Source organism: Microcoleus sp. B6-A1 (assembly GCF_036705085.1).
Classification (GTDB): domain Bacteria; phylum Cyanobacteriota; class Cyanobacteriia; order Cyanobacteriales; family Microcoleaceae; genus Microcoleus.
In genome coordinates, this window is the sequence record NZ_JAUBTU010000013.1 from 85,622 (window position 1) to 112,208 (window position 26,587).

The 26,587-nt window shown below is 46.0% G+C and carries 9 protein-coding genes and 1 pseudogene; 9 read left to right on the forward strand and 1 reads right to left on the reverse strand.

Going from position 1 to position 26,587, the window contains the following annotated elements; genetic code table 11:
- The first annotated feature begins 185 nt into the window (after positions 1 to 185).
- The 7 genes from panP (at position 186) to QUB11_RS07050 (ending at position 19,725) form a co-directional block, all read left to right on the forward strand.
- Positions 186 to 1,874: a pyridoxal-dependent aspartate 1-decarboxylase PanP gene (panP, locus tag QUB11_RS07020; protein ID WP_333390130.1), complete on the forward strand. Its 1,689-nt coding sequence runs from the start codon at positions 186 to 188 to the stop codon at positions 1,872 to 1,874.
- Positions 1,861 to 3,405: a condensation domain-containing protein gene (locus QUB11_RS07025; protein WP_333390132.1), complete on the forward strand. Its 1,545-nt coding sequence runs from the start codon at positions 1,861 to 1,863 to the stop codon at positions 3,403 to 3,405. The genes panP and QUB11_RS07025 overlap by 14 nt, the downstream gene beginning before the upstream one ends.
- 173 nt (positions 3,406 to 3,578) lie before the next feature.
- The gene (locus QUB11_RS07030) at positions 3,579 to 4,628 is read left to right on the forward strand and encodes a TauD/TfdA family dioxygenase (protein ID WP_333390134.1); all 1,050 of its coding nucleotides are present in this window, start codon (positions 3,579 to 3,581) and stop codon (positions 4,626 to 4,628) included.
- A 121-nt stretch (positions 4,629 to 4,749) separates the two neighbouring features.
- Positions 4,750 to 7,989, forward strand: coding sequence for an amino acid adenylation domain-containing protein (locus tag QUB11_RS07035; protein WP_333390136.1), 3,240 nt, complete (start codon positions 4,750 to 4,752; stop codon positions 7,987 to 7,989).
- Positions 7,986 to 13,742: an amino acid adenylation domain-containing protein gene (locus QUB11_RS07040; RefSeq protein ID WP_333390138.1), complete on the forward strand. Its 5,757-nt coding sequence runs from the start codon at positions 7,986 to 7,988 to the stop codon at positions 13,740 to 13,742. Before QUB11_RS07035 ends, QUB11_RS07040 begins: the two co-directional genes overlap by 4 nt.
- Before the next feature lie 191 nt (positions 13,743 to 13,933).
- On the forward strand, positions 13,934 to 18,274 hold the full coding sequence (locus tag QUB11_RS07045; protein ID WP_333390140.1) for an amino acid adenylation domain-containing protein: 4,341 nt from the start codon (positions 13,934 to 13,936) through the stop codon (positions 18,272 to 18,274).
- A gap of 59 nt (positions 18,275 to 18,333) precedes the next feature.
- Positions 18,334 to 19,725, forward strand: a complete 1,392-nt coding sequence (locus QUB11_RS07050) for an aspartate aminotransferase family protein (RefSeq protein WP_333200154.1) — start codon at positions 18,334 to 18,336, stop codon at positions 19,723 to 19,725.
- A 6-nt stretch (positions 19,726 to 19,731) separates the two neighbouring features.
- Here the strand turns inward: QUB11_RS07050 and QUB11_RS07055 are convergent, their stop codons facing one another.
- The gene (locus QUB11_RS07055; RefSeq protein WP_333200153.1) at positions 19,732 to 20,253 is read right to left on the reverse strand and encodes a hypothetical protein; all 522 of its coding nucleotides are present in this window, start codon (positions 20,251 to 20,253) and stop codon (positions 19,732 to 19,734) included.
- Between the two features lie 424 nt (positions 20,254 to 20,677).
- Here QUB11_RS07055 and QUB11_RS07060 point away from each other — a divergent pair, with 424 nt between their 5' ends.
- Both QUB11_RS07060 and QUB11_RS07065 read left to right on the forward strand, forming a co-directional pair.
- Positions 20,678 to 26,161 (forward strand): AAA family ATPase, encoded by a 5,484-nt coding sequence (locus tag QUB11_RS07060; protein ID WP_333200151.1) that lies wholly within the window; start codon positions 20,678 to 20,680, stop codon positions 26,159 to 26,161.
- 133 nt (positions 26,162 to 26,294) lie between these two features.
- Positions 26,295 to 26,587, forward strand: a pseudogene (locus QUB11_RS07065) (phosphodiester glycosidase family protein); the annotation flags it as partial.

Sequence of the window (26,587 nt, forward strand, 5' to 3'; positions counted from 1 at the left end):
ACACAAAAAGCCCTTTGCTCCTTAAGGGTTCGGTGGGTAATTGGAGATTTAAAAATCCCATTTAATATCCATTCCGGTTGTATCGGAATGATTAAACCGCAGAGGACACAGAGGATACAGAGAAAGGGAAGAGAGAGATGAATAATTCCGATGTTAACGAATTTGATATAACAGGATAAATTCGCATGAGTAAACTAACAGTAAAAGCCACAAACTCTCAAGAGGTAATGCAGCAATTAAAAGCCTCTGTTATCCCACTTGAAGAAAAGTTAATGGAGCTATTCAGTGCCTCAGAAAAGTCATTTTTGGCAGAAGAAGCAATGGAGGAGCGAATTTCTGCCCTAGTTCAAAACTTTTTGTACGCAAAAACCGCTAGTACAGATATTGACTTAGAGTTAATTATTCAGCAGTTTAGGGAAAACAAAATTCCCGCCCTTCCTACAGATGTTGGGAATTATATCGATGATTTGACCCAAACCCTCGTTGCTCATTCCATCCACACATCTTCCCCGCGATATATCGGTCACATGACGAGTGCACTTCCCTATTTTGTGCGCCCGATCGCGAAGCTTGTAACCGCGATGAATCAAAATTTAGTCAAGATGGAAACTGCCAAAGTTTTAAGCCCCTGCGAGCGCCAGACTTTGGCAATGATGCACCGATTAATTTACGATTTTTCTGAGGATTTTTATAACCAGCACATTCAAAACAATGAGAGCACGCTGGGTATCATGGTAACGGGCGGCACCCTAGCTAATATCACCGCCCTGTGGTGCGCTCGCAACGCTTCTTTAGGGCCAAAAAATGACTTTGGTGGCATTGAAAAAGAAGGCTTGTACGCAGCTTTAGAATTTTACGGCTACAAGGGAATGGTGATAATCGGATCGAGTTTGATGCACTATTCTTTTGAAAAAGCTGCCGGTTTATTAGGCATTGGCGATCGCAATCTCCTAAAAGTCCCCACCGATTCCAATCACCGCATGGATTTGGCAGCGCTGCGCCAAACTGTAGCCGAATGTCGCGATCGCAACCTGCACATTCTGGCAATTGTCGGTATTGCAGGCAGCACCGATTCGGGAAGTATCGATCCGCTTCCAGAAATAGCCGCGATCGCCCAAGAAGCAAACGCTCACTTTCACGTCGATGCCGCGTGGGGCGGCCCCGTGCTTTTTTCCGAACGTCACCGGCACAAATTCGCAGGCATTCAACTAGCAGATTCCGTCACCATAGATGGACACAAACAAATGTATTTGCCAATGGGAATCGGTATGGTTTTATTCCGCAATCCCCAAACCGCCAAAGTTATTGAAAAAAACGCACCCTACACGGTGCGAAAAGACTCGATCGATCTAGGCAAGCGCTCTCTCGAAGGCTCTCGATCGGGTGCGAGTTTGTTCTTGCAAGCCGCCTTAAATATCATCGGCCATCAAGGCTATGAGTTTTTGATAGATGGAGGCATCCATAAAACGCAGCACTTAGCCAATTTACTTCGGGAAAATCCAGCATTTGAATTGCTGCTAGAACCAGAAATTAATATTCTTTTATACCGCTACATTCCCGAAACCTTCAGGGAAAAAGCAGCCCAAAAACAACTAACCGAAGCAGACAACCACTTCATTAATGAATTTAACGAGCGCCTTCAGGAGGCCCAGCGGCAAGCCGGTCACACCTTCGTCTCGCGAACAACCTTGCAAAACACCTGTTATGGCAAAACCATTCCCATTGTTGCTTTTCGAGTCGTTCTTGCCAACCCCCTTACTACTGAAGCAGATATCAATTTTGTTTTAAACGACCAGCTAAAAATAGCAGCCAAGCTTTCCTTAACTATCACAAACAGCGACCGCTGCGAGGAGGTAAATTATGATGTATACTAATCGTTCAGAACGACTGAAAAACCTCTCGCCCGAGAAGCGAGCGCTCCTCCTCAAAGCATTAGGCAAAGAGGCAGTACAGGCTGAGCAATCTAAGCGTATTCCCAGGCGATCGCAGCAAAATTCTGCTCCCCTTTCTTTTGCCCAGCAACGGCTGTGGTTTCTTGATCGATTGTCTCCCGAAAACCCTGCCTACAACCTTCCTGCTGCTGTGCGGTTGCAAGGGCAATTGAATTTGTCAGCACTGCAACAAACACTCAATGAAATTGTCCGGCGTCACGAAGTTTTACGGACTGCTTTTGCAGAAGTGGACGGGGAACCTGTTCAACTGATTTCTCCTTCCTTGAATTTCGCTTTGTCGGTGGTAAACTTGCGACATTTACCAGAAACTGAGCAGCAAGCTGAAATTGAGCAGCGTACTCTTGAAGAAGCCCAACGCCCCTTTGAATTAACGCGATCGCCCTTACTGCGGGCAACTCTGCTGCAACTTAGTTCGGCAGAATATGTGTTGCTGCTGACGATACACCACATTATTTCTGATGGTTGGTCTATGGGGGTATTGGTGCGAGAAGTGGCCGCACTTTATGAAGCTTTTTCCACTGACAAACCCTCTGGGTTGCCTGAACTTCCCGTGCAGTATGCCGACTTCGCCAGTTGGCAGCGGCAGCATTTCCAGGGAGAGAAATTAGAAAAACAGCTCGCTTATTGGAAACAGCAATTGGGAGGCGGTTTAGCTGTACTGTCAACAGATAGGCCGCGCTCTCCCGTGCAAACTTTCCGAGGATCGCAGCACTCTTTTGTGATTTCTGCTTCTTTAAATGAAAGGCTGAAAACGCTCGCCCCGCAACAAGATGTCACCCTATTTATGACGTTGTTGGCAGCATTTCACTGCTTGCTATCCTGCCAAATAAAGCAAGATAACCTCGCTATTGGCTCTCCTATTGCCAATCGCAACCGCCTTGAATTAGAGGAACTAATTGGATTTTTTGTCAATACTTTAGTGCTGCGAATTGACACGGCAGGTAATCCAACTTTCCGCGAACTACTCGATCGAACACGGGAGGTAGCGTTAGCAGCTTACGCTCACCCGGATGTTCCTTTTGAAAAGCTCGTGGAGGAATTGCAGCCGGAGCGAAATCTCAGCTATAACCCGCTGTTTCAAGTGTGGTTTGTACTCCAGAATGCACCCATGCCACCCCTGGAGTTAGCTGGTTTGACCTTGAGCATTCTGGAATCCGATGTCGGTATGTCGAGACACGACTTAAGCCTCACTCTCTGGGAGAGTTCAGAAGGAATTCAAGGCTTATTTGACTACAAAACAGACTTATTTGAGGCTGCGACTATTGCCCGAATGGTGAGAGGTTTTCAAATCCTCCTCAACCAGGTAGTCATCCAGCCAGATATCAGGATCGACGACTTGGCAGAAATTCTGGCCGAAGCAGAAAGGCAGCACCAAATCGAGCAGCAAAAACAAATTCATCTTTCGGGAATTCAAAAATTAAAAATGGCTAAACGCAAAGTTATGAAGAGTTGAAAATGATGGCTCGTATCAATTCCGGTTGCATTGGAATGATTAAACCGCAGAGTACGCAGAGAACGCAGAGGAAGAGAACAGAGAGATGAATAGTTCCGATGCTAATGGATTTGATATCAATCTCTCAGGTTTTTTCGGAAAAAAGGGATAATTTTTTCACCAAACCAAAAACTATGACAAATACAGAAACAAAGAATCTCAATTCCCAAAAGTTAGGATTGGTTAGGCGCAAAGCCGTCAGCCTATCCTCAGAGGAATTAGTCAAAACCGCCTACCTCCAGCCCGAAAACCTTCTACCTCTAGTTGTTCAGCCAACCGTAGAAAAATTAAATCTCGCGGGTTGGGCTGCGAACAATCGCTCATCAATTGAAACGCAGTTATGGAAGCATGGAGGAATACTTTTTCGAGGCTTTGAAGTCGGCGGGGTGAATGGTTTCGAGCAGTTTATTCAAACTATTGCTGGCGACTTGTTGGAATATTCTTTTCGCTCGACTCCGCGCAGTCAGGTGAGCGGAAATATTTACACTTCCACCGAGTATCCTGCCGAGCAATTCATCCCCCTGCACAATGAAATGGCTTATTCTCGAAATTGGCCGCTGAAAATCGCTTTTTTCTGCGTCAAGAAAGCCGAACAGGGAGGAGAAACTCCGATCGCAGACAGCCGCAAAGTCTTTAATCGCCTCGATTCAAAGATTAGAGAAGACTTCGCACAAAAAAAGGTTATGTATGTGCGAAATTACGGCGGTGGCGTAGATTTACCCTGGCAAAATGTCTTCAATACTGATAGCAAAATTCAGGTAGAAGAGTATTGCCAAAAAGCGGGAATACAGTTAGAATGGAAAAGTGGCGATGGCTTGAGAACTAGGCAAATATGTCAAGCTGTCGCTGAGCATCCAAAAACGCAGGAAATGGTGTGGTTTAATCAAGCTCACCTCTTCCACATTTCCAATCTCGAACCCGCCGTTCGCAAAGAGCTTTTAACTTCTTTTAAAGAGGAAGATTTACCCCGCAATGCTTATTACGGCGATGGCTCGCCCATTGAAGATTTTATATTAGACGAAATTCGTCGCTGCTATCAGCAAGAAACGATTGTTTTCCCTTGGGAAGAAGGAGATGTCTTGCTGCTAGATAATATGTTAACCGCGCACGGACGCACCCCATTCTCTGGTGCGCGTCGGGTTGTTGTGGGGATGGCAGAAGCGTTTAAGCTGCTGTGCATCTAATTTGACAGTCAATTTTTCTCCAATTATTGTGGAACGGGCATCCTGCCCGTCTCTGTATTCAATTTAGATGCGTAGCAGCTTAGCTGTCAAGATATTTAGGCTTATTAAAGGAACTTTAGAAATGCAAAACGAAACAATCGAAGGGTTTAGACTCTCTCCACAGCAACGGCATCTGTGGGGGTTACAGCAAAATAATCCTAAACAGATATATCGCGTTCGAGGTGCAATTTTAATTACAGGAAACCTCGATAAAGAGATTCTTAAAAGTGCGCTGCAAAATGTCGTGAATCGGCACGAAATCCTGCGGACTAGCTTTCACTGCTTGCCTGGGATGACACTACCCCTGCAAGCGATCGCCTGCACTGGTGAAGTTCCTATCTCGGAACACAATCTGAGCGGTTTGTCTCCCGAAGAACAAGAAGCTAAAATCGCAGCGCTTTTTCAGCAACTAAGTCTGCTTCCTTTTGATTTTGAGCGCGGCCCACTTTGGCATATCTCTTTAGTCACTCTCGCCCAAGACAAGCACCTATTGGTGGCGAACTTCTCTGCCTTAATTGCAGATAGCGTCACCCTGAAAAATTTTACCCGCGAACTGAGTCTTTCCTACTCAGCCTGTGCGTGCCAAGAAGAACCAGCCGATGAGCCAATGCAATATGCCGATATTGCTGAGTGGCAAAATGAGTTACTCGAATCAGAAGAAACGGCAATCGGCCAAGAATACTGGCGAAAGCTGAACATTGAATCTTTGGATTTATTAACGCTTCCTTGGGAAAAGAAGAATGGAGAAGCGGAATTTAAGCCACAAGTAGAAAGGGTGGAAATTCGCGGTGATTTGTTGAACAGCCTAGAAGCGATCGCCCCAAAGCAGACAAGCGATATTTCTGGCTTCCTGCTGACTTGCTGGCAAATTCTAATTTGGCGGCTTACCAGAGAGCAAAACCCGATAATCGGCGTAGCGATTGACGGCAGAAAATATGAAGAATTAGAACACTCTCTGGGGCTGCTGTGCAAATACTTACCCCTACGATGCCTAGTGCAAGACGAGTTAAATTTCTCACAAGCGAGGCAGCAAGTTGAGCTTAATCTCAACGAAATGTACAACTGGCAAGAATATTTTAGCTGGGAAGAAATTTTAGAAAACGAAAAAAGCAGCAGCTTTTGGCCCGTCTGCTTTGAGTTCCAAGCAGAGCCTAAGAACTATGGTAATTCAGGCGTTTCATTTTCCCTTGTTCGGCAAGATGCCTGCCTAGAGCCATTCAAACTCAAGCTCTCCTGCCTCCGCCTGTGCAATTCCATAAGCGCTGAATTTCACTATGATTCCGCTTTATTTGCTGCGGCAGATATAAAGCGCTTGTCAGAACACTTTCAGGCGCTTTTAGAAAGCATAGTCAAAAATCCAGAAGTCGCTATCAGTCAGGTAGACATACTGAGCGATCGCGATCGTCACCAGCTTCTCATTGACTTTAACCAAACCCAAAAAGATTACCCGAAAAATAAATGCGTTCATCAGCTTTTTGAAGAACAAGCAGAACGCAACCCGGACAAAATTGCCGTCGTCTTTGAAAGTGAACAAATCACCTACCGAGAACTCAACGATCGCGCCAATCAACTCGCCCATCACCTGCAAAACTTGGGAGTTGAACCAGAGGTCGTTGTTGGCATTTGCCTCGATCGCTCCTTAGAAACAATCGTAGGAATGCTGGGCGTACTCAAAGCCGGTGGTGCCTATTTACCCATCGATCCAACGACCCCAATAGAGCGGAAAGCGCTAATGCTAGAAGACGCTCAGGTGAAGGTTTTGCTCGTACAACAGCGGCTCATAGAAAGCTTGCCGAAAACTCAGGCAAATATTGTTTGCATCGATACAGACATTCCCACTGTTTCTACCGCTTGCACGCCGCGTGTTTCTGCCGGCAATTTAGCTTACGTCATCTATACTTCCGGTTCCACTGGCATCCCCAAAGGAGTCGCGATCGAACACCGGCAACTGCTCAATTACCTGCACAGCATTCAAGAAAAATTAAACCTACCAGCCAATGCCAGTTTTGCTACCGTTTCCACCTTCGCCGCCGACTTAGGAAACACAGCGATTTTCCCCGCCCTTTGTTTCGGCGGTTGCCTGCATATTATCTCCCAAGAACGCGCCACCGATTCAGAGGCACTGAGTGAATATTTCTGCCGCAATTCCATCGACTGCCTCAAAATAGTTCCCTCTCACCTAGCCGCCCTTTTAAATTCCTCTCAACCCCAGTCAATTTTGCCTGGTAAACGGCTTATTTTAGGAGGTGAATCTGCCAACTGGAGCTTAATTAAAACACTTCGCAATCTTGCTCCCAGTTGCTCAGTATTCAATCACTACGGGCCAACAGAAACAACTGTAGGTGTCCTGACTTATCAAGTCGAATTTGATAAAATTGGGTGCGATTTTGACACAGTTCCCCTCGGTCTTCCGATTGCCAACACTCAGATTTATATCTTGGATTCTTACTTGCAGTCGGTGCCCATAGGCGTACCTGGTGAACTGTACATCGGCGGTGATAATTTGGCGCGCGGATATCTTAACCGCCCTGAATTAACCGCAGAAAAATTTATTCCCAATCCCTTTGACACGCAAGCAAAGACGCGACTGTACAAAACCGGCGACTTGGCTCGCTATTTGCCCGACGGAAACATCGAATTTATCGGGCGAATTGACGACCAAGTAAAAATTCGCGGTTTCCGCATTGAATTGGGAGAAATTGAGGCAGCGTTAGGGCAGCATCCAGATATCGCGCAGGCTGTAGTTGTGGCGCGGGAAGATGCACCTGGTGAAAAGCGCCTCGCGGCTTATTTGGTTTCTAATCAGAAACAAGCACCTACCCACAAGGAAATTCGCAATTTTTTAACGTCAAAATTGCCGGAGTACATGGTGCCTTGGGCTTTTGTAACGCTCAAAAGTTTGCCTTTAACTTCTAACGGAAAAGTAGACCGACGAGCCCTGCCCGCACCTGATGAAATGCGACCGGAGTTGACAGGAAACTTGGTCGCGCCTCGCACAAATATCGAGGAAGTTTTAGCCGCTATCTGGGCTGAAGTTCTCAAAATTGAAAAAGTCGGCATTTACGACAACTTTTTTGAATTAGGAGGGCATTCCTTATTAGCAACTCAAGTAATTTCCAGAGTGCGCCAAGCATTTCAGGTCGAGTTGCCTTTGCACCGTTTATTTGAGTCGGCCACTGTCGCCGATTTTGCAGTAGCGATCGCCCAAAAGCAAGCCGAACAAACAGACAGTGAAATGCTCGCTCAAGTTTTAGCAGACCTCGATCAACTGTCAGAAACCGAAATACAGGAAATTCTCGCCCAACAAGGAGTCAGCAAATGAGTGATTTAATCGAACGTATCGCGGGTCTTTCTCCCCAAAAGCGCGAGTTGCTGTTGCAGCGAATCAACCAGAAAAAAGCAAGCGTTTCGCTAGAAAAAATTCTGCCTCAAAGTCGAGAGTCCAACACTTTTCCTCTGTCGTTTGCTCAACAGCGGTTGTGGTTTTTTGAGCAACTAACTCCTGGGAACTTTACCTATCACATCGTCGCCGGCGTGCGTTTGACGGGAACACTCGACGCGAAATCCCTCGATCGCAGTCTCAACGAACTTGTCAAGCGTCATGAAGTGTTGCGAACGGCTTTTAAGACAATAAACGGGCAACCCGTTCAGGCGATCGCTTCAAATCTGGAATTGAAAATTGTAGAAATAGATTTGCGAGGTCTTCCTGAAACTGAACGATCGCGCGAAGTAGAACGGTTAATCGCCGCAGAAGCAAAGCTTGCTTTCGATCTCTCACAAGCACCCTTATTGCGTGCCAAATTGCTGCACTTGAGCGATTCAAACTGGGTGCTGCTATTGAGTACGCACCACATCATTTCCGATGCCTGGTCAATGGGAATATTCATCCAGGAACTCGCCACGTTTTATCAAGCCTTTTGCACTGGCAAACCTTCTCCCCTTCCCGAACTGTCGGTACAGTACGCAGACTTTGCAAGTTGGCAGCGCCAGTGGTTGCAGGGAGAAGTTTTAGAGACGCAGCTTGCTTACTGGAAAAAACAGCTTGGAGGCAATCTCCCTGTACTAAATTTGCCAACTGATCGTCCCCGCTCGGCAGTACAAACCTTCCGAGGTGCGGTGCATAAATTCACCATTCCCAAGGCGATCGCAGAGGAAATCGCCCAATTAAGCCAGCGGGAAAAAGCGACTTTATTTATGACCCTACTGGCAGCGTTTAAAACATTGCTCCATCGCTACACCGGGCAAGAAGATATTTTAGTCGGCTCCCCCATTGCTAACCGCAACCGACGCGAAATCGAGGAATTAATTGGCTTATTTGCTAACACCTTAGTTTTCCGCACCAATCTGTCGAGCAACCCGACTTTTAAAGAGTTACTGGGTCGTATGCGAGAAGTAGCTCTCGGCGCCTATAACCACCAGGATTTGCCATTCGAGAAAGTGGTAGAAATCATACACCACGAACGAGATTTAAGTCATAATCCCCTATTTCAGGTATTGTTTTCTCTGCGAAATGTTCGGACGCCGCAGATAAAATTGCCAGGAGTGACGTTGAGCAGTTTGGAAATAGAACGGAACACGGCTCGATTTGATTTAGCGCTTGACCTGGAGGAAGGATTAGAGGGTATTAATGGAACGCTTGAGTACAGCCAAGATTTGTTTGACGCTAGCACTGCACGGCGGATAGCCGGACATTTTCTAACCTTACTAGAAAGTATAGCTGCTAATCCCGAACAGCGCATTTCACATTTGCCAATCTTGACGAAACCTGAACAGCAGCAACTGCTGTTCGAGTGGAACAATACTCAATCAAATTTTCCGCAAGATAAGTGCATACATGAACTATTTGAAGCGCAGACAGAGCGGACGCCGGATGCGATCGCTGTCGTCTTTGAAAATGAATGTCTGACTTACCGGGAACTGAACAAAAAAGCAAATAACCTCGCAAGTTACTTGCAAAAAATCGGTGTCAAACCAGAATTTTTGGTGGGGATTTATGTCGAGCGTTCCCTAGAAATGATTGTAGGGCTTCTCGGCATTCTCAAAGCCGGTGGCGCTTATGTCCCCCTCGATCCAGCGTATCCACCAGAGCGCCTGGGATTCATGCTGGAAGACGCGAAAATTTCCGTGTTACTCACTCAGAAAAAGCTATTAGAAACCCTGCCAAGAAATAGCGCCTCCATCGTGTTTCTGGATGCAGATTCGGAAGGCCTATCGAGCTGCGACGAGCCACTCGTGGGTTTACAAAATTCCTCCAATTTAGCCTATGTCATCTATACTTCAGGCTCAACAGGTAAACCCAAAGGAGTGCAAATTTCCCACGCCTCTGCCGTTAACTTCTTGAGTTCTATGCGCCAACAACTTGCGATCGCAGACCGAGATGTTTGGCTAGCAGTAACATCCTTATCTTTTGACATTGCAGCGCTGGAACTGTTCCTGCCTATTACAACAGGTTCTCAGGTTGTTGTAGCCAGCCGAGAAGTGGCATCTAACGGCGAAAAGCTTTTAGAAACATTAACAAATTCTGGCGCGACATTCATGCAAGCTACTCCAGCCAGTTGGAAAATGCTTTTAGCAGCAGGATGGCAGGAAAACAATCAATTAAAAATACTGTGCGGGGGAGAAGCTTTACCCCGACAACTCGCCAATCAGTTGCTTTTGCGCGGCGCTTCTGTGTGGAATTTATACGGCCCTACAGAAACCACTATCTGGTCTACTCTCAATCAGGTCGATCGCAAAGATGAATCAGTTTCCATCGGTCGCCCGATTGCTAACACTCAAATTTTCATATTAGACCGCTATTTAATGCCGGTTCCCGTTGGCGTATTTGGCGAACTGCACATCGGCGGTGCCGGCTTATCTAGAGGCTACCTAAACCGACCGGAACTGACCGCAGAGAAGTTTATTCCTAACCCCTTTGCAGAAGACCCAATTCATGCTTCATTCATCCTTCATCCTTCCTCGTTTATTATTTCAGAACGCCTCTATAAAACCGGGGACTTGGCTCGCTATCTCCCAGATGGAAACATTGAATTTATCGGGCGCAGCGACCACCAGGTGAAAGTTCGCGGATTTCGCATCGAATTAGGCGAAATTGAAGCGGTACTCAGCCAATACCCAGCCGTGCGAGAAGCGATCGCACTGGTTCGAGAAGACAATCCGGGCGACAAGCGTTTAGTAGCTTATATCGTTGCTAACTCAGAACTCCGGGGCGGACACGGGGACACCGATCCTAGGCATTCAGAATTTATTAATCACTTGCGCGTCTTTCTCAAACAAAAACTGCCGCAGTACATGATGCCGTCAGCGTTTGTGCTGCTGGAAGCAATGCCTTTAACGCCTAACGGAAAAATCGATCGGCGATCGCTAAGAGCACCTGACACAAACACAGCCGAATTCGAGAGCAATTTTACCGAGCCTCGAACTCCCGACGAGCAATTAATTGCAGAAATTTGGGCGGAAGTTCTCGGTTTAGAGCGAGTGGGAATTCACGATAACTTCTTTGAATTGGGAGGTCATTCATTGCTGGCTACTCAGGCGATTTCTCGCCTGCGAGAAGCTTTTCAAGTTGAACTGCCCTTGCGCTCTCTTTTTGAATCCCCTACCGTCGCCACTGTTACCGAAAGCCTCTTGCAATATCGCGCCTCGCAAAAACTGAAAGCACCCCCCATCAAGCCTGCGTCAAGGCTGGGAGAATTACCCCTTTCTTTTGCACAACAACGACTGTGGTTTCTCGACCAATTGCAGCCGGGAAATCCTGCCTATAATATCCCAGCAGCCGTGCGCTTGAAGGGGGCGCTAAATGTAGCGGTTCTAGAGCAAACTTTTCAGGAGATTATCAAGCGACACGAAGCATTGCGGACAACTTTTAACTCGGTGGAAGGACGACCCGCTCAGGTTATTATTTCATCTTTAAATTTCACATTGGCGATCGTAAACTTAAGAGAGTTATCGCAAGCTGAACGAGAAGCCGAGGCAATGCGACTTGCCGCTGAAGAAGCGCGACAGCCTTTTGACCTAACAAAATGGCCGTTACTGCGCGTCACATTGTTACATCTTGACGAGACAGAATACCTGCTGTTACTAACCGTACACCACATCGTAGCTGATGGCTGGTCGATGGGGGTACTGGTGCGGGAAGTGGCGGCGCTTTATGAAGCTTTTTGCAGTGGCAAACCTTCTCCCCTACCCGAACTTTCTGTACAGTACGCAGACTATGCTGTTTGGCAAACAAATTGGCTGCAAGGCGAAGTTCTCGAAGCAAAACTCGCTGACTGGAAGCAGCAGTTGGGTCAAATTTTGCCCCCGCTGCAATTGCCAGCCAAACAACCGCGTTCTGCTGTTTCTAGCGATCGAGCTGAGATTCAAGAATTTCAGCTTGATTGGCAAGTTTCAGAAGCGCTAAACGCACTCAGTCGGCAACAAAATGTCACCTTATTTATGACATTGTTGGCAGCACTCCAAACGCTGCTTTATCGCTACACAAATCAAGAAGATATTGTCGTCGGTACTGACCTAGCAAACCGCACACAAGTTGAGACAGAAGCTTTAATTGGTTTCTTTGTCAATATCCTCGTCTTGCGAACCGATATGCGCGGCAATCCTACATTTCGCCAACTGCTCGATCGCGTGCGCGAAGTGACATTAAAAGCTTACACTCACCAAGATTTGCCCTTCGACAAATTGGTGGAGGAATTGCGACCCGATCGCACCCTGAGTCAAACACCGCTCTTTCAAGTTTTATTCGTCATGCAAAATGCGCCTATGCCGAATTTAGAAATGGCGGGTTTAACTTTAATGCCGATTGCAGTTGATAGCGGTACGGCTAAATTTGATTTGGCGCTATTTGTCTCGGAAACAGAGACAGGAATTGTCGGCAGTTGGAAGTATAATTCCGACCTATTTGACAGAGAGACGATCGCTCAAATGTCAAATCGCTTTGAAACCCTCCTCGGCAGCATTGTAGCGCAGCCTGACAGTCGTTTAAACACTTTAGAAATACTCACAGAAGCCCAGAAGCAGAAACAAGCCATGCAAGAATTAAAGCGTGAAAAAAGCAATTTTAGTAAGTTCAAAAGCGTCAAGCCGAAGCAAGTGGCATTGCCGCAAGGCGAATTGATAACAACCGACTACCTGCACCCCGACGAACTCTTTCCTTTAGTGGCCAAACCCGCAGTAGCCGATGTCGATCTCGCAGACTGGGCGAAAAATAACCGCGAATTTATAGAGGCAAAATTGCTGCAGCATGGAGGGATTCTTTTTCGAGGGTTCATCGGCCCTGTGGTTGCCGCATTCGAGCAGTTTGCACTCTCAGTTTGTTCGGAATTATTTGGGGAGTACGGGGATTTGCCACGCGAAGGAGTTAGCGGAAAAGTTTACGGTTCAACTCCTTACCCAGCAGATAAAGCTATCTTATTTCACAGCGAGAGTTCGCACCTGCACCGCTGGCCGATGAAAATCTGGTTTTTCTGCGTTCAGCCAGCGCAACAAGGCGGAGAAACGCCCATTGTTGACTGCCGTAAAATTTACCAGTTGTTAGACCCGAAACTCAGAGAAAAATTTGCCCAAAAGCAAATTATGTACGTTCGTAACTACACAGACGGACTAGATGTAAGCTGGAAAGATTTTTTCCAAACGGAAGACAAATCCGTGGTTGAGGAATACTGCCGACAAGCTGGGATGGAATTTGAGTGGAAAGCAGGAAATAATTTGAGAACTCGCAAAATTCGCCCCGCAATTGCCAAGCACCCAAAAACCAAAGAGATGGTATTTTTCAATCAACTTCCCTTGCATCACATTTCCTGCTTAGATGCGGCAACCCGCGCTTCCTTGCTCTCTGTTTTTGGAGAAGAGAACCTCCCCCGCAATGTTTATTACGGTGACGGCACTCCTATTGAAGACTCAGTAATGGAAGAAATTCAGGCAGTGTACGCGCAAGCTGCTGTTAGTTTTCCCTGGCAAGCAGGAGACATCTTAATGCTAGATAATATGCTTGCCGCTCACAGTCGCAATCCATTTATCGGTTCGCGAAAAATTGTTGTAGCGATGGGCGAAATGATCGGTGAAGCAGAGATTTAATTCCCTCTCATATCATGTCCGGTCGATTAGCCTGATTCCTGTAGGGGCGGGTTCACCAACAATATCTGCCAATAATTGACAATCTCAAAAACCCGCCCGGCCGGGATATTATGGTCAATCGATCGGGCATAATATCATCTCTTCCAGGCAAAGGTAACGAGAATAAAGTAGTGCTTTGATAAAGAGGAACAATGCAAACAATTAATGGATTTCGGCTTTCACCCCAGCAAAAATATCTGTGGCTTTTGCAGCAAGACAGCGCTGCTTATCGCATTCAATCCGCTATTTCGATCGAGGGAAGTCTTCAAACTGATAACCTCAAGAAAGCTTTAGAAAAAGTTAGCGATCGCCACGAAATTATCCGCACAAGCTTTCAGGGAAAGGTCGGGCTAAAAATTCCTATACAAGTTATCTCCGAACATAGCTCTGTTTCGTGGAACTGGGTTAACTTGAGTGAAGTAAATCCCCAGGAGCAAGAAGCCAAAATAGAAGAGATTTTTCAGCAAGAAAAGAGCGCTTTCTTCAACTTCGATCGCAATCCTGTTTGGCACTTGTCTTTAATTACACTTTCATCGGAGAGGCATATTTTACTGGTTAGTTTGCCCGCACTGTGCGCCGATAGTCGCACACTAAAAAATCTGGTTCAAGAAATCAGCCAGTGCTATGCCGCCTGCCTTCACGGCGAAGAAATTACCGATGAAGTTGTGCAATACATTCAATTTTCCGAATGGCAAAATGAATTGCTAGAAGATGAGGAAGCGGCGGAGGGCAAAGAATACTGGACTGGGCATAATTTTTCAGCGCTAGCGAGTTTAAGGTTGCCGTTTGAAAATAGATTAATTAACGCGCCATCTCAATTTACTCCCCAAGCTTTTGAGGTCAAGTTAGAGTTAGCTTTACTGGGAAAAGTGGAAGCGATCGCCAGCCAGTACAACACCTCACTTTCTACATTCTTGCTCGCTTGCTGGAAAATTTTGCTCTGGCGGCTGATTGGCCAATCAGAGATCGCTGTTGGCGTGGCATTCGACGGTCGAAAATACGAAGAACTAGAGCCAGCGCTTGGGCTGTTTGCCAAATTTTTACCGCTGCAGGGCCAGCTAACAGAAAACTTTTCCTTCGCGGAAACATTGCAGCAAATTCAGCAGGAAGAACGCGAAGCATACAAGTATCAAGAATATTTCTCCCACGAATATCTAGGCAACTCTTCCGGCTTTCCATTTGGTTTCGAGTTTGAGGAACAACTCGAAAAGCATTCGGCTAGTGGCGTATTTTTTTCGATTTACAAGCAGTATGCGTGCTGCGATCGCTTCAAAGTTAAACTCTCTTGCCACCGCCAAAAAGACTCGCTCGCCGCTGAGTTTCACTACGATCCTATCTTCCTTGCAGACAACAGTATCCGGTGCTTGGCCGAGCAATTTTACGCCTTAGTGCAAAGTGTAGCCAGCAACCCACAAACCGCAATCGGCAAGCTGGAAATGCTGAGCGATCGCGCCCGACATCAGTTATTACTAGAATTCAACAGCACCAAAGCAGATTACCCGCTCGATAAGTGCGTTCACCAGCTTTTTGAAGAACAAGCAGAGCGATCGCCCAACCGTATAGCTGCTGTTTGTGAAAATCAGCAAATTACCTACAGCGAACTCAACGCCCGCGCTAACCAAATCGCCCATTACTTGCAACAATTAGGTGTCAAGCCAGAGGTGATTGTCGGCCTTTGCGTCGATCGCTCTTTAGAGGCGATCGCTGGAATTCTAGGCATCCTCAAAGCAGGTGGCGCGTACCTACCGCTCGACCCAGCCATGCCCAAAGAGCGCCTAGCATTGATGCTGCAAAATGCTCAGACTCCAGTGCTGTTAACCCAACAGCATCTCATCAAAAATTTGCCGGAAACTAAGGCATATATCGTCTGCTTAGATACAGACATTACCTCTTTTTCTCCTACTACTTTCGTCTCTGCTTCTGGTGAAAATTTAGCTTACATTATCTATACCTCCGGTTCCACCGGCACCCCCAAAGGAGTCGCTATTGAACACCGACAACTGCTCAATTACCTGCACGGAATTCAGGAAAAATTAAACCTGCCATCAGGTGCAAATTATGCCACCGTTTCTACCTTTGCCGGCGACTTGGGAAACACCGTTATTTTTCCGGCTTTGTGTTCGGGTGGATGCCTGCACATCATCTCTCAAGAACGCGCAACAGATCCTCAAGCAATTGCGGCTTATTTTCAGCAACATTCTATCGATTGTCTGAAAATTGTTCCCTCTCACTTAAAAGCTTTGTTGAGCGCTTCTAACGCCTCGCAAATCTTACCGAAAAAGCGATTAATTCTCGGCGGTGAGCCTTTGATGTGGAATTTAATTGAAACAATTCAGAAATACAATCCAGACTGCTCGATCTTCAACCATTACGGGCCGACAGAAACAACTGTAGGCGTGCTGACTTATCAGGTAAAAATGCAAGGCGATCGCATTTCCCAGACAGTTCCTTTAGGTCGCCCGCTACCCAACACGCAGATTTATTTGCTCGATTCGCACTTGCAGCCGGTTCCTGTAGGGGTAGCCGGTGAATTATATATTGCTGGTGCGGGATTGGCTCGCGGCTATCTAAACCAACCGGAGCTCACCGCAGAAAAATTCATTTGCAAGTCATTGACTCAGGAACCGGAAACTCGACTTTACAAAACTGGCGACTTAGCTCGCTATTTGCCAGACGGAAATATAGAATTTATCGATCGCGTCGATCGCCAAGTAAAGTTGCGAGGTTTCCGCATTGAATTAGGGGAAATTGAGGCGGGGCTGTCTCACCATCCCTCTGTACGCGAGGCAGCCGTTTTACTTCAAGAAAATGAACCGGGAAATCAGCGTTTAGTCGCCTATATTGTTTCTCACTCAAAACCCAGCATTCAGGACTCACAACTAATTAAAAGCCTGCGTTCATTCCTCAAAGAACAACTGCCCGAATACATGATACCTTCTGCTTTTGTGGTTCTGAAAGCGCTGCCACTGACTCCCAATGGCAAAATAGACCGTCAAGCGCTTCCTGCACCGTCCATAGCAGCCAATTTTACAGATACGTTTGTAGGCCCTCGCACTCCCGGTGAGGAGATTCTTGCCGGAATTTGGAGCCAGCTTCTCAACCTTAAAAAGGTAGGAATTCACGACAATTTCTTTGACTTGGGGGGACACTCATTACTGATTACTCAGTTGTTAGCTAAAGTGCGAGAATCTTTTCAGGTGGAATTGCCTTTGCGCGTTTTGTTTGAAGCTCCTACGGTAGCTGGTTTAGCTGAAAAAATCGAAATGCAACAAGGGGGCAACACAGCGGGCGATCGCCCCTCGAATTTCGATATTAACGCTGAAGTTGTTTTAGATCCGGCAATTCGCCCTACAACTCCATTGAGCGAGCAAAAAACTGAACCAGCTTGCATTCTCTTAACAGGGGCGACGGGCTTTTTGGGAGCCTTTTTACTCCGCGATCTCTTGCAACAAACTCAAGCAGAAATTTATTGCCTAGTCCGTTCTGCCGATTCAGAATCAGCTAAAAAGCGGATTCAAAGCAGCCTCGAATCCTATTTAATTTGGGATGAAAGCAGCAGCGATCGCATTATCCCAATTGCTGGAGATTTGTCTCAACCACTTTTGGGGCTTTCCGAGGAGCAGTTCCAAGTTTTAGCCAGTAAAATTGATGTCATTTACCACAATGGCGCGTTTGTCAAGTTTACTTATCCCTACTCGGTTCTCAAACCCGCTAACGTTTTGGGGACGCAGGAAGTTCTGAGATTGGCGAGTCAAAGTAAGCTAAAACCAGTCCATTTAATTTCTACGATTTCCGTTTTCTCGGCAATGGGAGAATCTGGGATTAAGGTGGTGCGAGAGGAGGATGAACTCACTCCGGGAGAGGGTCTGAAAGGCGCTTACACTCAGACTAAATGGGTGGCAGAAAAGTTAGTAGAGGTCGCGCGCGATCGCGGCATTCCTGTTAGCATTTACAGGCCAGGTCGCATTTCTGGGGACAGCAAAACAGGGGCCTGCAATCCCAGTGACTTACTGTACAGGTTAATCGCTGGTTGCGTGCAACTTGGATGTGCGCCCGATGGTGATAAGCTGATGAATGTAGCGCCTGTTGACTATGTGAGCCGAGCGATCGTTCATCTTTCGAGCCAAAAAGAATTGCTCGGAAAAACTTTTCATTTAGTCAACAGTCAGTCCTTTCAAATGAGTGAATTGCTTGGCTGGATTGGCTCAATGGGTTATCCAATCAAACGAGTTTCTTCTGAGGCTTGGCAAGCAGAAATAATCAATCGCGCTGGATATTCTCCCGATCATGCTTTGTACCCGCTAGTCGGTCTTTTTTCCGAAAAAGTTTCTGAAGCGGAAATGCCACAATCAGGAACGCTACATTTCGATTGCCAAAATACGCTAGATGGACTTGCTACCACTGACATCACCTGTCCGCAAGCGGATGCGAATTTGTTTCGCACTTACTTTTCCTATCTCGCCGATTCTGGCTTGATAGGTAGCCGCAATTAAAACCTGTAAGGGCGCAAAGCATTGCGATCCTACCTGACTCAAACTCTGGAGAATTCAAAATGAACGAACAATTGCAGCAAAGACACATGAAAGCGCTGATAGAGCGCTACACCGATCGCACAAAGACCTCTAAGAATTTCGCGCAAAAATACCGTCCGGTTCTCGCTGACAATCGGGCTTCAGATGGGTTTCGCTTGCCCGTCAAGGAGATGTTTTATCCCATTGTCGCCGAGCGATCGCTGGGTTCTAAAATGTGGGATGTTGATGGCAACGAATACATCGATATCACAATGGGATTTGGCATCAATCTTTTCGGTCATAATCCGCCCTTTATTAAAGAAGCCCTATTAGAGCAACTCGATCGCGGCGTACAAATTGGCCCACAAGCAGACCTTGCCGGAGAAGTTGCGGAATTAATCTGCGAACTGACGGGGATGGAGCGCGTCGCTTTTTCTAATACTGGCACCGAAGCGGTGATGGCAGCCCTACGATTAGCTAGAGCGGCAACTAAACGCAATAAAATTGCTTTGTTTTCGGGTTCTTATCACGGTCATTTTGACGGAACTCTGGCAGTTGTAAAAAACATAAATGGCGATTTACGCACCATTCCCAAAGCGCCAGGAATTCCCGCTAATTTTATTGAAGATGTTTTAGTTTTGGATTACGGAAGCCCTCATGCCCTGGAAATTATCAAAGCTCATCAGCACGAATTAGCGGCGGTTCTCGTGGAGCCGGTGCAAAGCCGCCGTCTCGATTTGCAACCCAAAGAATTTCTCCAGCAACTCAGGCAATTAACAAAAGAATCAGAAATTGCGCTGATTTTTGATGAAATGGTCACTGGTTTCCGAATTCATCAAGGCGGCGCGCAGGCGTGGTTTGGCATTGAGGCAGATATTGCAACTTACGGTAAAATTGTCGGGGGCGGTATGCCCATTGGAGTTATCGCTGGAAAAGCTGCTTATATGGATAAAATTGACGGCGGTTTGTGGAACTACGGCGATGATTCCTACCCCCAGGTAAAAACAACAATTTTTGCCGGCACTTTTTGCAAGCACCCACTTGCTCTGGCCGCTGCGCGTTCCGTGCTGCGCTATCTTAAAAGTCAAGGCCCAGCCCTTCAGCAGCAGTTGAATCAGCGAACTTCGCAGCTAGTTGAAACCCTGAATGCTTATTTCAAAGAAAATGAAGTCTCTGTCTGGCTTGTAAATTTCGGCTCGCAATTTCGCGCTGTTGCCTCGGTTGAGATAGATCCGCTACTTTTTCACTTACTCGAAAAGCGTATTTTCATATCTGAAGGTCGTAGCTGCTTTCTCTCCACTGCTCACACTCATGAAGACACAGAGCGCATTATTCAGGCGGTTAAAGAGACTATTCAAGAAATGCGCGAAGGAGGCTTTTTCCCGGTTTCTTTTCACCCCCAAGCAGAAGTTTTTTCAATCGCCAGCAAGTAAAACTCGCTAGTAAATTATTAAAGGGTTACAAAGCACACGATCGCACCCATTACTTACTATTGAGACTGCGATCCTTTGGCTTGGTTCTACAACAAAGTCTGGGGCGAAGAACTTAGCAAGCTGGCACTTCACCTTGTGGAAAAATTGCTGCTGGCACATCTTTGCCACTTGCGATCGCAAAGCTTCAAAAAAGCCGATCCAAGCTGAAACGGAACTTCCCCGCTTTTGGGGGCGTTCGGGAGGCTGTATTTCTTCAGAGGGCGACAACGAGGCTAAAGTGCTTGCCCGCATTCGCTTTATGGCTCTCAAGCCCTTCTGATAAAATGACTTTTTATTGCGAACTAAACTCTGTATGGACTCTACCCACTCCTGACAAGAGTCAACAGCGATTAGCCAATTGTTATCATACAAACCAACCCAAAAGTTGCTATATCTTCTTCTAGTTTTACCTATCTCTTGAATCCGACCAACATATTTCTTTTGTCCCTGAAAATTGGTTTTTTTTCCCTGTAACCAGGCTCCAGTCATAGCTAAAGCAATTAAAATCATGGTTGGCAATCAATTGATCGGGTGATGCTTGACAACCCTCCCGATTATATCCTCCTGTTTTACAGTCTTTAAACATTGCTTCGATGCCGTAACGTTGACCGTAAACTCCGAGATCGCTTTTCAAATCTGGGTTCTTCGTTACTTACTATGCTAAATCAATAGTTAAAGCAGTAAAATCAATTGAACAAATATGTCAAAATGCCAATCAAGTCCTTGTCAGGCTTGACATTTAAGCTATAGCCTTTCTCAGTAACATGAGGTGCTCATAGGGCTCCGTGGGCATAGGGCATAAGGCATAGGGCATAGGGCATAGGACTCGCCCCCATACCTCACAACGCTTGAGAAGCGCTATATTAACTCTAAAAAGCTTCTGGCTTGACAGAAACAGTAGGAATAGGTAGGTATGGCTAGCATAACAAATATTTTTCGAGGATATCAGATTAACGAGCAAATATACGCAGGCAATCGAACTCTAGTTTATCGTGGCCGTCGGTCTTCCGATCAGCAGCCCGTAGTGATCAAACTGCTGCGAAATGACTTTCCTCGCTTCCACGAACTGGTTCACTTCCGCAATCAGTTTGTCATTACTAAAAACTTAGAGATACCCGGCACTGTCAAGGCATACAGCCTGGAGACTTACCATAACCAGTATGCTCTGGTGATGGAAGACTTTGGCGGAATTTCCTTATGTAGCTACCTCGCTAGTCTGGTGTTCGCCAGCAACGAACCTCTGGAAGGGTTGCCCATTAACGAGTTTCTTCCCATTGCCATTCAAATTGCCAACTCCCTCGATGGACTTTATCGCCACCACGTCATCCATAAAGACCTCAAACCGGCGAACATTTTAATTAACCCTGTCAGCAAACAAGTGAAGCTGATTGACTTCAGCATCGCTTCCCTGTTGCCGCGCCAAACCCAAGAAATTCAGAATCCCAACCTCATTGAAGGCACTTTAGCTTACATATCTCCCGAACAAACTGGGCGAATGAACCGAGGCATTGATTACCGCACAGATTTCTACTCTCTGGGAGTTACATTCTACGAACTGCTGACGAGACAGTTGCCTTTCCAAAGCGAAGATCCGATAGAGTTAGTACACTGTCACCTTGCCAAGCAGCCTATTCCAGTCCATCACCTTAACAAAAGCGTTCCCTTGGTGCTGTCTGAAATTGTTAGCAAACTGATGGCGAAGAATGCTGAAGATAGGTATCAAAGTGCGATCGGACTCAAGTTTGATTTGGAAACTTGTTTGTACCAGTGGCAAGAGACAGGAGCGCTGATTAACTTTAAAATAGGGGAGCGAGATTTGTGCGATCGCTTCATCATTCCCGAAAAATTATATGGTAGAGAGAGGGAAGTATTCTCCCTACTAGCAGCCTTCGATCGCGTGAGTGGAGGAAGCGCGGAAATGATGCTGGTGGCTGGCTTCTCAGGTATTGGCAAAACCGCCGTCGTCAACGAAGTTCACAAACCGATTGTCGCAGCTAGAGGCTACTTCATCAAAGGCAAATTCGACCAATTTGGCCGCAGCCAACCCTTCTCAGCTTTTGTACAAGCTTTTCGCGATTTAATGAAGCAATTGCTGAGCGAAACAGATGCTAAAGTTGAGCAGTGGAAGACTCAAATCCTGGCAGCATTGGGCGAGAATGCTCAGGTAATCGTTGAGGTAATTCCCGAACTAGAGCAGATTATCGGAGAGCAACCTCCCGCACCAGAACTCGTCGCCAGTGCTGCCCAAAATCGCTTCAATCGCTTATTAGAGAAGTTCATTCAACTCTTCACAACCAAAGAACATCCCCTCGTTATCTTCTTAGACGACTTGCAATGGGCAGACTCAGCCTCATTAAAGTTGATTCAACTTTTGACGAGCGATGGCGATCGGCGGTATCTCTTGTTAATTGGAGCGTATCGAGATAACGAAGTCAGTCCCGTACACCCTTTGGTGCTGACATTATCCGACATTCAACAAACCGGAGCCACAGTCAACACCATTACCCTCGCGCCGCTCGATCGCTCGGAGTTGAATTGTCTGATTGCCGATACCTTAGCTTGTTCTACAACATTGGCTCTGCCTTTGACAGAACTCGTTTATCAGAAAACCCAAGGCAATCCCTTTTTTAGCACACAATTCCTCAAATCTTTGCATGAAGATGAGATAATTGAATTTAATTTTGAATCTCGGTATTGGCAGTGCGATATCGCTAGAGTGCGAACATTGGCACTAACGGATGATGTAGTAGAATTCATGGCCGTTCAGTTGCGAAAGTTGCCAATCAGGACACAGGAAGTTTTAAAGTTAGCTGCTTGTATTGGCAATCAGTTCGATTTGGCGACCTTAGCAATTGTTGATGAAAATTCGCCAACAGAAACAGCAACAGCTTTGTGGAAAGCATTGCAAGAAGGGTTGATTTTACCAGTTAGCGATGTTTATAAATTTTATCAACAATCTAGTAAAGACTTAGCTGAGCCAGCGGCCCGGGAAGATACCCATCACTTATTAACTAGCCATGAACAATTAGCGAAATACAAGTTTTTGCATGACCGCGTACAGCAGGCTGCCTATTCTCTCATTCCCGAAGATCAAAAACGCTCGACCCACTTAAAGATAGGGCAACTGCTGTTTAAGGAAACATCGGAAGTCGAGCGGGAAGAAAGAATTTTTGAAATGGTTGACCATTTGAATATGGCGATTAAGCTGGTTAGCGATCGGGTGCAACGGCAAGAATATGCCCAGTTAAATCTAGTAGCTGGACGAAAAGCAAAAGCCGCAACAGCGTATGCTGCAGCCTTTGAGTGCTTGAGTAACGGAATTGAATTATTAGCAACGGATTGTTGGGACAGCCAGTACCAACTCACCTTAAACCTATATGAGGAAGCAGTTGAAGCGGCATTCCTGAGCGGTGAATTTGAACAAATGGATCAATGGGTGCAAATCGTGTTGCAGCAAGCCCGAACCTCTCTGGATACTGTGAAAGTTTATACAGTGCGAATTCAAAGTTACATCGCTCAGAATAATTTACCCTTAGCAGAACAGACTGCGCTGATTGTTCTCAAACAACTGGGCGTGGAATTTCCAGAGAATCCCAGCCCGGAAAAGGTTCAGCAAACGCAGGAAGAAACAAAACGCAAGTTCGCCAGCCACACGTTGGAAGAATTGATTAATCTTCCAGAGATGACCGACTCCTATTATCTGGCAGCCCTGCGAATTTTAGGCACGGTTGTGTCGGCTTCTTATCAGTCTGCATCTAAATTATTCCCGCTGATTGTGTGCAAGCCAATAGAACTATCTCTCACTTATGGAAATGCACCTACATCTGCTTTTAGTTATGCTTGGTATGGTTTAATTCATGCAGGAACAGGAGGTGATATTGATATCGGCTATCAATCAGGTGAGGTAGCTTTAGGTCTGCTAGATAATGTGAAAAGCAAAGAGTTGAAAACCAAAACCTACAACCTTGTTTATGGCTATGTCCGGCATTGGAAACGCTACCCCCAAGATTCTTTGCCATTTTTATTAGAAGCCCATCAAATTGCCCTAGAAGCAGGAGAATTAGAATATGCTGCCTATGGACTTTACAATTATACGGCGCTTTCTTTCTCTATGGGCAGAGACTTGGCGGAAATGGAGCGGGAGACAGAAACCTTCGATCGCGCTATTCATCAGATTCGTCAGGGAAACGCACTCAGTTTCGTGAAAATTTTTCGGCAGGCTGTTTTGAACTTGCGAGGCAAAACCGATAACCCCTGCCGTTTGGTTGGGGAAGCTTATGATGAAGACATCATGATACCGCAGCATCAAGCTAATAACGTGCAGTATGCGATTTGCAGCGTTTATCTCAACAAGTTGATTCTCGGTTATTTGTTTGAAAACTATCAACAAGCGCTGGAAAATGCCGTGCTAGCAGAGCAATATTCGGATGCTCTAACCGCAGGGCTTCAGTATTCGCTGATTTATTTCTATGGGTCTCTAACGTACTTAGCGGTGTATGCAGAGGCTGATGCGGAAAAACAAGCTGCACTCCTAGAAAAAGTAGCAGTAAATCAGGCAAAAAGCAAGCGATGGGCGGAGTATGCCCCTATGAATCACTTGCATAAGTTCTATTTGGTCGAGGCAGAGCGATATCGCGTTTTAGGACAGCAAGTTGAGGCGATGGATTTTTACGATCGCGCGATCGCTCTGGCTAAAGAAAACAAATACCTCAATGAAGAAGCTTTGGCAAATGAGCTGGCTGCAAAATTTTATTTACAATGGGGTAAAGAAAAAATTGCTCAACTTTATCTAATTGATGCCTACTATGCCTACTCTCGTTGGGGAGCTAAAGCGAAAATTGACGACATAGAACAACGCTATTCTCAATTGCTGGCTCCTATTTTGCAACATAATCAAGTTCGTTTGTTCGAGGCAGTGACCACCTCCCATGACACCTCATCTTCTAGCAAAAACCAAACAATTGCTGGAAGTACGAGTACCACAGTAATAGATTTACCAACTGTTATCAAAGCTTATCAAGCTTTGTCTAGCGAAATTAAGCTGGAACAATTGCTCACTACCCTGATGGAAGTGGCGATTCAGAATGCAGGCGCTCAAACAGGAGTATTAATTTTGAAAGAAGAGGAAAACTGGAAAATCGCCGTCCACTGTAGCGATAGCCAAGGCTGTATTCTGCAAGAAAATATTGGGATAGAGGACAGCGAATCAATTCCTCAGACTGTCATTAATTACGTCAAACGCACCCATAAAGCCCTAGTTTTCGATGATGTCAAGACAGAATTAATATTTGCTTCTGACCCCTATATAAAGCAGCAGCAACCTAAGAGCATCCTATGTACTCCGATTATCCATCAAGGCAAAATGATGGCAATTCTCTACTTGGAAAATAATCTGACGACGGGGGCATTCACTGGCGATCGCGTCGTCCTCCTCAACATCCTCTGCTCCCAAGCTGCGATCTCGCTGGAAAACGCCCGCTTGTATCAGGAATCTCAACAGCTTTATCAACAATCTCAGGATTATGCCCAAAAACTAGAGCAATCTATCCACAATCTCAAACAGATGCAGTTGCAATTGGTGCAGGGTGAGAAAATGTCGGCTCTGGGAAATTTAGTTGCAGGGGTAGCCCACGAAATTAACAATCCCGTAGGCTTTATCGCCGGCAACTTGCAACCGGCTATAGAATACGTGGGGGATTTATTCAATTTGATTGATTTGTATCAAGAAAAATTTCCCAATCCGGGAGGGGAAATTGAAGCCGAAATAGAGGATATGGACTTGGAGTATTTGCGAGAAGATTTGCCCAAATTGATTGGCTCAATGCAGGAGGGAGTCGATCGCATCCGCAATATCAGTACGAGTTTGAGAACGTTTTCGAGGGCTGATAGCGATCGACCAGTTTCTTTCAATATTCATGATGGACTTGAAAGCACTCTGCTAATTCTCAAGCACCGTTTAAAAGCCAGCGAGTTCCGCCCGGCCATTGAAGTTGTGAAAGAGTATGGTAACTTGCCCCTAGTGAAATGCTTTCCCGGACAGTTAAACCAGGTATTTATGAATGTACTGGCCAATGCCATTGATGCTCTGGAGGAGTCAAATAAGGGGCGCAGTTTTAGTGAAATTAAAGCCCTAGCTAATCAAATAACGGTTCAAACTGTTCTGAGCGAAGACAACAATCAGGTTTTGATTCGCATTAAGGATAATGGAGTGGGGATGTCAGTCGAAGTCAAGGAAAACATCTTTAACCACTTATTTACAACCAAGCCTGTGGGTCAAGGAACTGGATTAGGATTGTCGATCGCCCATCAAATTGTTGTAGAAAAACATGGAGGTACGTTACTGGTGAAGTCTTCTTTGGGGGAGGGTTCGGAGTTGGTGATTTCTATTCCGGGGTGAGCCTTTTGTAGTAGGGCTTGAGGGCAATTAGTGCGATCGGCTAAAAATATCGGATTTAGTAAGAAGAAACATACGGATTTTCCGGGTTTCTAAATCCCCATGCGTTTAGAAGTGAAATTGTGAGTTGTAAGCTGTGAAACGTAATTTTTTCTATTGGCGTCTAATATTGTCAGTCTCGATTTTACCCGTACTGGCGATCGCCCCGTCTTTAGTCGGGAATCAACCCGCAAGAGCACAAGAGGGGGAGATGGCTGGGTTGATTCATGCTTCGAGAGCCCGCCAGGGAATGAATTCCCTGGCTGATAGCGAAAGTCGGTTAAAACTTGCATCTTGCACCATTCTCAAAAACGGGCAAGATGCCCGTTCCACAAAGAGTGAATTTTCTTGTGGAACAGGCATCTTGCCTGTTGCTAAACAAGTAATTGA

Bases quoted from the DNA above. Each gene is read 5' to 3' on its own strand.
- QUB11_RS07030 (WP_333390134.1), top strand. From the start codon at position 3,579: ATGACAAATACAGAAACAAAGAATCTCAATTCCCAAAAGTTAGGATTG.
- QUB11_RS07055 (WP_333200153.1), bottom strand. From the start codon at position 20,253: ATGACTGGAGCCTGGTTACAGGGAAAAAAAACCAATTTTCAGGGACAA.
- QUB11_RS07050 (WP_333200154.1), top strand. From the start codon at position 18,334: ATGAACGAACAATTGCAGCAAAGACACATGAAAGCGCTGATAGAGCGC.
- QUB11_RS07035 (WP_333390136.1), top strand. From the start codon at position 4,750: ATGCAAAACGAAACAATCGAAGGGTTTAGACTCTCTCCACAGCAACGG.
- QUB11_RS07060 (WP_333200151.1), top strand. From the start codon at position 20,678: ATGGCTAGCATAACAAATATTTTTCGAGGATATCAGATTAACGAGCAA.
- panP (WP_333390130.1), top strand. From the start codon at position 186: ATGAGTAAACTAACAGTAAAAGCCACAAACTCTCAAGAGGTAATGCAG.
- QUB11_RS07040 (WP_333390138.1), top strand. From the start codon at position 7,986: ATGAGTGATTTAATCGAACGTATCGCGGGTCTTTCTCCCCAAAAGCGC.
- QUB11_RS07045 (WP_333390140.1), top strand. From the start codon at position 13,934: ATGCAAACAATTAATGGATTTCGGCTTTCACCCCAGCAAAAATATCTG.
- QUB11_RS07025 (WP_333390132.1), top strand. From the start codon at position 1,861: ATGATGTATACTAATCGTTCAGAACGACTGAAAAACCTCTCGCCCGAG.